The following is a 4,382-nucleotide window of genomic DNA, read 5'->3' as shown; positions in this document are numbered from 1 at the left end:
AATACTCCCCCAAAAGTTTTATCTATTGTTTAGATTCGATGTATTCAATTACATCTTTAACTGTTTTAATTTTTTGTGCATCTTCATCAGGAATTTCAATGTCAAATTCTTCTTCAAAAGCCATGATTAATTCAACTGTATCTAACGAATCTGCTCCTAAATCATCAACAAAAGATGCATCTTCTGTTACTTGATCTTCGTCTACTCCTAATTGATCTACTACTATTGATTTAATTTTATCTAGCATTATAATGCCACCTCCATATTAATTTTCTAGAATTATTATACCAAATGAATGTAAAAAATGCAACTAAAATTTATTAATAATAATGTAAATTTTTTTAGTTTAGCTTAATAATTCCATTAATTCCTTATCACTCATTTCAAAAAGGACTTTCTCTCCGTCTTTACTTTCTAGTAAATTCTCGCTTAATTGACGTTTATTTTCCTGAATTTTTATGATTTTTTCTTCAATTGTTCCTTCTGTCACAAGTTTTATAACTTGCACACTTTTTTTCTGTCCAATTCTATACGCTCTGTCACTTGCTTGATTTTCCACAGCAATATTCCACCACGGATCATAATGAATTACAACATCTGCTCCAACAAGATTTAATCCTGTTCCACCTGCTTTTAACGAAATTAAGACTGCTTGTCTTTCTCCAGCGTTAAATCTGTTACAAATCTCAACTCTGTCCTTAGACTTTACGTTTCCATCAATATAAAAATATTCAATCCCCATGCTTACAAGCTCTTTTTCAATTTCCTTCAAAGTTCCTACAAATTGTGAAAAAATCAATAATCTATGCCCATTTTCTGTAATATCTGGAAGTAAATCCCGAAGTACTTCTATCTTTGCTACCTCACCTTTATAGTCTTCCTTGAACAAAGTTGGCGAATTGCAGATTTGTCTAAGTTTTGTCAAGATTGCAAGTATTTTCATTCTATTGTTGTCATTTTTATTAAATTTCTTCATTTCGCTCTTGGCCTGCTTAATATAGGACATGTATAGCTGCTTTTGCTCCTTACTTAATGTTACAACCATATTTGATTCAATCTTGTCTGGCAATTCAGTTAACACTTCCTTCTTTGTTCTTCTTAACAAAAATGGAGCTATGATTTCACGTAGATTATTTATTTTAGAAGAATTTGGATTTACAATAGCTTCCTTATAAGTTTTTTTAAATTTTGTCAAATTATCGAGATAACCAGGTATTACAAAATCAAAGATTGACCATAATTCTAAAATATTGTTTTCAACTGGCGTTCCTGTCAATGCAAAATTAACTTTGCTATTGATTTTCATAACCGCTTTCTTTATTTGAGAAGTTGTTGTTTTTATATTTTGAGCCTCATCCAGCACTACTACATCAAAATCTCTGCTTTTGTATTCTTCTATATCATTTCTCAAAGCCTGATAAGTTGTTATCATAAATCCTCTTGATTTTTTGGATATAATTTCCTTTCTTTGAACTGCCGTTCCTTCAATTAGAGTTGGACTTATCCCTGTAAACTTTATAATTTCTTCCTTCCAATTATATAATAATGAACTTGGTACAATAATCAATGCCGAAAACTCTCTATTTTCCTGATAAATCTCATTTAATAGCGAAATTGTCTGTAAAGTCTTACCAAGACCCATATCATCAGCTAAAACTCCACCAAATCCAATATCATACATATTTTTTAGCCAGTTAAATCCTAATTTTTGATATGGAAATAATTTTACATTTATATTATGTGGCTCAATTTCCTCACGATTTTTTATTTTATGGAACAAATCCTTAAATTCATCCATTTTTACAAGTTCTTCCTGAATATTTTTTGAAACTTGAGCAAGCTGCAATGCCTTTATTTTAGAAATTTTATTTTCCCCTACTTTCAGATTAGAAATAGAATCTGTAATTCCAACTAATTCCTCAATACTTTTATTGGCAATTTTTACAAGTTCTCCACTTGAAAGCGTTATGTATTTTTGTTCATTTTTAATGGCTTCCATCACAATTTCCACATCTTCAGTCTTTATTCCCTCAATATCAAAACTTACATTCAAGAAATTATGCTCTACTTTCTTTATTCCAATATGGACATCTATATTTCTTGCATTTTTTATTTTATTGTCTAAATGAATTTTTACCTTGTTTGAATATTTTTTATCAATATATTCTGAAATTTTCCCTAGACCTTCATAATTTACATTATAAGTGCCTTCTGTCAATTCTATATTTGCAACAGAATAACTTTCTACAAGTTTTCTTAGTTCCTTGAATAAATTCATATTTTTTCTTGGAATAAAATATTTTCCATCCTTCTTTATTGCACAAATAGTATTTGATAAATTAACCTTCACTACTTCCTTTTCATCAGTTTCTGAAACAAAAATATCAATATTTCCATCTTCTTCAATATATTCAGCAATATTTACATTTTCATATCTCAAAACTGCTCCCAGCTTCTGATTATCCTCAAACGAAAGCTGATTAAACAAATCTGTATCCAGAAAATCAAACTTTCCAAAAAATCTTTCCTCATTTGCATCCATCTTAAAGACTTTCGTTGTATCATTTGAAAAAGTATAAAATGGGCTATTTTCAGAGATTTTTTCTATTTTTCTCATCATAATTCTGCCATTTTCAACTACAAATAAAGGCTCATAACTGCTCATTATCTGTTTTTGCTCCCCTAACAAAATAAGATTTTTCCCTTTTTCCATAGCTACAAGCAGTTTATTTAAAAGCATTTCATATACTTTCAAGCCTTTTTTATCTTTAATTCCGCTATCTATAACACTTTGAATCTCTTTGCTGTATTCGTAAATTGCATTGATTATTTTTTTATTTGTTTCATTGAAAAAACAGTTCTTAGGACTGTAAGTAATTTTGGAAGTAACTTCATATTCCCTTTCTTTCACAATAGCCTCAATAAACTTCAAAATATCTTTTACATAATATATTTTCTTAAATCCTGTCTTTATTCGTAAAATATAGTCTGGCACATTATTTTCTTGATTATAATCATATCCATATTTATAGTCGCTATAACTTCCTTCATCAATTTCTATTTCCAATCGCATTTCCTGTTTTTCATCAGCTTGAATATTTTCGATTTCTAGATAAAGATTATAAATTTCGTTAATTTTTTTAGAAATACTTTCAACATTTTCGAATATTTCTTCATTTATTTTCTTTTTTTGAAAATCTATATTCTCTTTTCCATTTTCATCTTTTACAGCTTTTTCAGTATTTGTTTCAATTGTTTCAAATTTAATTTCCAAATTTTTATTTTTTTTATCAAAACTTGTAAATGCATCATTTTGAATATTTTCCTCTTTTTCAAAAGTTTCAGCTGTTTTATCTAATTTTTTTGTATTTTCACTTTTTAGTTTTAATCTCTGTCTTGATTTATTTTTATTATCATTTTCTGAATTTTTTACAGCAGCTTTTTCAGTTCTAGTCTTTTGCTCTTTTTCCTTAATCTTAGCTATTTTTTTATTATCTTCCTCAAAATCATCTTCAAACATCATTTCAATTTCATCTGTCCCAATAACTTTTGAAATTTTTTCTGAATGATCTGCCATCATCCCCAAAGTTACAACGTGTTTGCAGCAATTATTTTTATTATTCTTGAAAAACATGCAATCACAGTTGGCTTCGATAAATTCACCTTTTTTCTGTTCTACCGTAATTGATGTCTTACAAAGGCTGTTTTCCTTGTACTCACCTTCCACCGTTATAAAATTTCCGTCAGCGAAAAGTGCAGTTATATTCCCCAAACTTTTATTATAATATTCCTCTCCGATTACGAAAATACTTGGCGTTATCTGTTTTTTTAATTCTAACGAAATACTATTCTCTCTCATATCTCTCCCTGCTTTTATTTTAAAAAAATCTTTTAATTTTAACTTTCCTCTTTACAATTCCCCCAATAGATTCCGTTATTCTATCAAAAAATTAATGACATAATAAAAAACTATTCAGAATTTTAAAATCTAAATTTAAATAGATTTCATCATTATTATTGCATTTTCATTATTCCCATAATAATTTTTTCTTACATAAATTTCTTCAAATCCAATTTTTTTATAAAGTTTTAGCGCTTTTCCGTTATTTTCATTAACTTCCAGCAAAAATTTATCTCCTGAAAAATTTATATTTTTAATTCTTATATTTTCATTATCCTTAATCAAATTTTTCATGCTTTCAATTAACAATTTTTCGCCAAAACCTTGTCCTTGATATTCTTTTTTTATTGCTACCTCAAAAATATCTATGCTCTCTATTGTACCATAAAATGCGACATATCCCAACATATTTTTTTCAAATTTTTCATTTTTACCAAAATCTGTTTTTTCTTTTTGACTTTTTCCAAAAATTTTATTTTTA

3 protein-coding genes are annotated in these 4,382 nt (G+C 27.8%); all 3 read right to left on the bottom strand.

Going from position 1 to position 4,382, the window contains the following annotated elements; all coding sequences use genetic code 11:
• Positions 1-22 precede the first annotated feature (22 nt).
• On the bottom strand, positions 23-247 hold the full coding sequence (locus Q0370_RS11615) for an acyl carrier protein (RefSeq protein WP_026746598.1): 225 nt from the start codon (positions 245-247) through the stop codon (positions 23-25).
• Between the two features lie 99 nt (positions 248-346).
• Positions 347-3,859: a DEAD/DEAH box helicase gene (locus Q0370_RS11610; protein WP_299575903.1), complete on the bottom strand. Its 3,513-nt coding sequence runs from the start codon at positions 3,857-3,859 to the stop codon at positions 347-349.
• A gap of 135 nt (positions 3,860-3,994) precedes the next feature.
• A partial coding sequence (locus Q0370_RS11605) for a GNAT family N-acetyltransferase (protein ID WP_299575901.1) occupies positions 3,995-4,382 on the bottom strand: 388 nt, incomplete at its 5' end.

Source organism: uncultured Leptotrichia sp. (assembly GCF_938036635.1).
GTDB lineage: Bacteria > Fusobacteriota > Fusobacteriia > Fusobacteriales > Leptotrichiaceae > Leptotrichia > Leptotrichia hongkongensis.
This window is presented reverse-complemented; position numbering and strand designations above follow the sequence as displayed.

What these genes read in the sequence shown, in the direction of transcription:
- Q0370_RS11610 (WP_299575903.1), bottom strand. Translation starts at nt 3,859, where the DNA reads ATGAGAGAGAATAGTATTTCGTTAGAATTAAAAAAACAGATAACGCCA.
- Q0370_RS11615 (WP_026746598.1), bottom strand. Translation starts at nt 247, where the DNA reads ATGCTAGATAAAATTAAATCAATAGTAGTAGATCAATTAGGAGTAGAC.